Consider the following 4,595-nt stretch of genomic DNA (forward strand, 5'->3'; position numbering starts at 1 on the left):
CTACTTGACAGGGTGCAGTTCAGCTTGCCTTCGTCGGGGGCTTTTTTAGTTTCGGGGAGTGGAGAAAACTTGTCGGATCCGGTTCAGCGCGTCAAGCAACACATGTCTGGGAACAGAAAAATTCAGACGCATGTAGCCTTTTCCACTGGGGCCATAACTGATGCCGTCGTTCAGAGCAATATTGCCTCTCTCAGCAAAGTGTTTTTTTAGCCGACTGTCACTGATGCCAAGAGAAGAGGTCTCGAACCAAAACAAATAAGTAGACTCAGGAACCATATAGGAGACGTCGGGCAGGTAAGTGTCAAAGTAGTCGGTGATCACCGACCGGTTTTCTTCCAGGTAGTTTATTAAATTACGCTGCCACTGCTGGGACTGAGCAAAAGCTGCTTCGGTTGCAGCCATACCAAAAGTGTTTAGTATGTGCAGTTCACTCTGATGTTGAATCTTCTTTATTTTCTGCCTTAATTCAGTGTCAAATACAATCATGAAAGAAGCTTTAACTCCAGCCAAGTTGAATGTTTTAGAAGCAGAATGGAGTGTAACAATCCACTTCGTGTAAGAGGGGTTCAAGGTAACGGGGGAGGTACAGTTCAAGTTGCTGTAGACAAGATCGCTATGTATCTCGTCGCTGATCAGATAGACACCGTAACGGATGCATAAATCGACTAGGTCCGCCAGTTCGGTTTCAGACCATACTCTTCCTCCAGGATTATGGGGATTGCTTAAAACAAACAGTTTGATTTCGTGCTCCTGGAACTGTTTCTCAATATCATCCAAATCCATCACGTACTGTCCTTCCTTGATAAGGAGAGGAGACCTGAATACTTGCCGATCGTTTTGCCTGGGCACAGTATAAAAGGGTGTATACACAGGATCATGAATCAGAATGCTGTCTTCAGGAAGGGTTAGTGCCTGAATGACTACTGCAATCGATGACAAAACGCTGGGAGAAAAGAGGATGTCTTTTTTTGAAACAGACATACCATGATAGTCATCCTGCCACTGGATAATTGATTTATAAAGGGAGTCCGTCGGAAAAGTATAGCCCAGAACAGCTTCAGTGCTCAGTTTTTCAAGAGCCTTTTTTACTGCAGGCGGATTTTCGAAGTCCATGTCTGCTATCCACATGGCCAGAGCATCCTCTCTGCCAAACAGCTGCCGCACCTTATCCCACTTGACGCTTCCTGTGTTTTTACGATCGATCTGATTATCAAAACTCACCTGATCACTCCTTAAACTGTTTCTATCAGTATTAGTCATACTTCAAGTAAAATCAAGCATGAAATAAGTGACGCACAGTTTTCAAACATAATGTATTCGTGCTATAATAGTGGTGGTGATTTTCGATCTGACCATGATGACGGAGAGGGGAATTCATGGTGTATAAAATAGGACAAAAGGTAAGAGGGAAAGTTATCGGGATACAGCCCTATGGTGTGTTCGTTGCAATAGATGACGAAACACAAGGTCTGATCCATATTTCAGAGCTCAAGCACGGGTACATCAAAAATATCACAGACATTGTCAATACTGGAGATATGGTGACCGTACTCATTATGGATATCGACGAGTATTCGCGTAAGATAAGCTTATCTCTTCGAAGTCTTCAAAAACCCAAGTTTCATCCGTTTTCTAACCGGCGTAACATTTCCCGGTACGGAAAAAAGACAGGAACTGGTTTTAAGTCCATAGCTGATAAAATGCCCGAGTGGGTTGATCTAGCCTTAAAAGAAATCAATGAAGCTCAGTCGCAGTAAGTTTCTCGTATTGATCATATACTTAGAAAGGTGTTAATTGACGTGATGAAGGAAAACCACTATGTGGCCTGTACGGTCCTGGTCAAGGACGAAGACGGACGCTATGTCTTCTTAGTCAGAAAAGAGGATAGCGGGTATGCGTTCCTAGCAACAGCTGTCAAGCCCAAGCAGACCGGACTGGCAAGTGTCATCAGCCGCTTGAAAGAAGCTATAGATCTAAATATTGAAAAACTGGAACTGAACGAACTGACTAATGCAATTGTAGACGAAAACCGCATACCGCTTTTCGTCTTTGTATATGAAGACGAAAGCCTTACGTATCCGAATCAGCTGCTTTCGAGTGAAGACGAATTGTCTTGGGTTTATTCCGAGAATATCATATCTACACTCGAACAGTGGAAAATATCAGGGGTACCCCAGTTTTTGCTCATTTAAACTAAATGAATACTATAGTATGGAGGAATTGCAATTATGACAAAGATAGATTTTGATTATTCCAAGGTTACAGGGCGTTTTATCAACGATCAAGAACTCGGCTTCATGCAGCCGCAAGTAGATGCAGCGCATGCGCTTATTCACGAAAAAAGTGGCCCAGGGAATGATTTCCTCGGGTGGGTAGACCTGCCAGCAAATTATGATAAGGATGAATTCGCCCGTATCGAAAAAGCTGCTGCGAAAATCAAGTCAGACTCGGAAGTACTGATTGTTATTGGGATAGGAGGCTCCTACCTGGGTGCGAAGGCAGCTTTAGATTTCCTGAACCACTCTTTTTACAACGAGTTAAGCAGCGACAAACGAGACACGCCGCAGATCTTTTTTGCTGGAAACAACATCAGCTCCACTTATATCAGCGATCTGATCGAGGTTCTTGGAGATAGAGATTTTTCTGTCAATGTTATTTCCAAATCAGGTACAACGACTGAACCGGCTCTTGCTTTTAGAGTGTTTAAGCAGCTGCTGATTGATAAGTACGGTGAGGAAAGTGCAAAAGAAAGAATTTATGCAACTACTGACAAGTCCAAAGGTGCACTCAAGTCCCTTGCAGATGCTGAAGGCTATGAGACATTCGTGATACCGGATGATGTAGGAGGACGATTCTCTGTGCTGACAGCTGTTGGTCTACTTCCTATTGCAGTGGGTGGAGGAGATATTAATGCATTGATGAAAGGAGCTGCGCAGGCCCGAGAAGATTTTGCAAGCAGTAGCCTTGAAGAGAACAGTGCTTATCAGTATGCAGCATTCCGTAACATTCTTTACAGAAAAGGTAAAGTGACAGAGCTGCTGATCAACTACGAACCAAAACTTCAATACCTGTCCGAGTGGTGGAAGCAACTCTTTGGAGAGTCAGAAGGAAAAGATCAGAAGGGTATATACCCTTCCAGCGCCAATTTCTCAACAGATTTGCATTCCTTGGGACAGTATATTCAGGAAGGCCAAAGAAATCTATTCGAGACGGTCATCAAAGTGGACAAGCCTGCCAAAGCGCTGCCTATTCCAACCGAGAAAGAGGACTTGGACGGACTTGGCTATCTCGAGGGTAAAGATATCGACTTTGTTAATACAAAAGCTTTTGAAGGAACACTTCTGGCTCATACAGATGGAGAAGTGCCCAATTTTGTCTTGACAATTCCAGACACGTCTGCTCACACGCTGGGATATTTATTCTATTTCTTTGAAATAGCTGTAGCAATTTCCGGCTATCTGAACAGCGTCAATCCTTTTGACCAGCCAGGTGTTGAAGCCTATAAGAAAAATATGTTTGCTCTGCTTGGTAAGCCAGGATTCGAAGAGCTTGCTGACCAACTGAACAAAAGACTTTAAACCAATAACACGATACCAGTGAGCCGAAAGACATTTCGGCTCACTTTTTTGTTCTTGAGGATTTGTTAGGCACAAATAAAGTAGTCGCTTTGTTCTCGAGACTAAAAGGGGCATCTAACGTCCCATTAAGCGCTGTTTGTTTGACAAAACCTATGGGAAGGGTAAAATTACATTAATTGAGGAGAGATGAGTATGAACAGTATTGAAGTTAATGTAGCAGCTACGAGCCAACTCGAAGTGGTTGAGCAGATTCTTTACGACACAGCTGTATGGTTAAACAGTAAAGGATCAGAGCAATGGAAAGGGCTGCTCAAAGGAGAAGATGTGCATAATGTGCGACAGGCAATTGAACGAAAACAAGTATTTCTGGCATTTACAGGAAAAAAACCTGTGGGAACCTTTACTTTATTTGACACCCAGTCCGAGTGGGATGCCGACCTTTGGAGCGAACTAAAAGTAGAGAATTGCGTTTATCTTCATAGAATAGCCGTGGAAAAATCATGTCATGGAAAAAATGTGGGTGCTCAGCTGATAGAAGCAGCGAAAAGGATTGCCAGTCAGAAAGAAAAAAAGGCTATTCGGCTGGATTGTATTGGAAATAACAGTAAATTGAATGCTTTCTATCAGGCTAATGGTTTTACCTACGTGTCTACAGTGAAAGACTATAATAATGGAGAGGGCCTTCAGGATTATAATCTCTATGAGTGGAAAATTTAAAAAAGTTACAGTAAAGTGTTGACTATTTTCATAAACCTTGGTAAGATTAATCTCGTTGCTGAGAAAGACAGACGCCAACTTAATGATTAAGGATTTACATAAATTCAAATTAATCGTTGACTTCTAAAAAGCAATGAGCTATACTTAAATAGCTGTCATACGAGTCAAGGTAACGCTTCCAACTTCAAACGGGGTTGAAAAAAAACTTTTAAAAAGTTGTTGACAAGCAATCGAGACGATGGTATGATATAAAAGTTGCTGCTAACACAGCGACGCCAAACGAAAGTGCTAGATCTTTGA

At 42.4% G+C, this 4,595-nt stretch carries 5 protein-coding genes; 4 read left to right on the forward strand and 1 reads right to left on the reverse strand.

Features of this window, described 5'->3' with window-relative positions:
* Positions 1-45 precede the first annotated feature (45 nt).
* Entirely contained in the window at positions 46-1,221 is a 1,176-nt protein-coding gene (locus tag ADIAL_RS00140; protein ID WP_034298449.1) for a MalY/PatB family protein, read from the reverse strand.
* 155 nt (positions 1,222-1,376) lie between these two features.
* On the opposite strand from ADIAL_RS00140, the gene ADIAL_RS00145 reads away from it, so the two are divergent.
* From ADIAL_RS00145 to ADIAL_RS00160, 4 genes are all read left to right on the forward strand, one after another.
* Positions 1,377-1,757, forward strand: coding sequence for a CvfD/Ygs/GSP13 family RNA-binding post-transcriptional regulator (locus ADIAL_RS00145; RefSeq protein ID WP_034298451.1), 381 nt, complete (start codon positions 1,377-1,379; stop codon positions 1,755-1,757).
* A gap of 42 nt (positions 1,758-1,799) precedes the next feature.
* On the forward strand, positions 1,800-2,192 hold the full coding sequence (locus ADIAL_RS00150; protein ID WP_051503609.1) for a hypothetical protein: 393 nt from the start codon (positions 1,800-1,802) through the stop codon (positions 2,190-2,192).
* A gap of 36 nt (positions 2,193-2,228) precedes the next feature.
* Positions 2,229-3,578 (forward strand): glucose-6-phosphate isomerase, encoded by a 1,350-nt coding sequence (locus ADIAL_RS00155; RefSeq protein WP_034298453.1) that lies wholly within the window; start codon positions 2,229-2,231, stop codon positions 3,576-3,578.
* Positions 3,579-3,770: 192 nt separating this feature from the next.
* Entirely contained in the window at positions 3,771-4,295 is a 525-nt protein-coding gene (locus tag ADIAL_RS00160; RefSeq protein ID WP_034298456.1) for a GNAT family N-acetyltransferase, read from the forward strand.
* Positions 4,296-4,595: the final 300 nt, after the last annotated feature.

The organism is Alkalibacterium sp. AK22 (assembly GCF_000585255.1).
Classification (GTDB): Bacteria; Bacillota; Bacilli; order Lactobacillales; family Carnobacteriaceae_A; genus Alkalibacterium.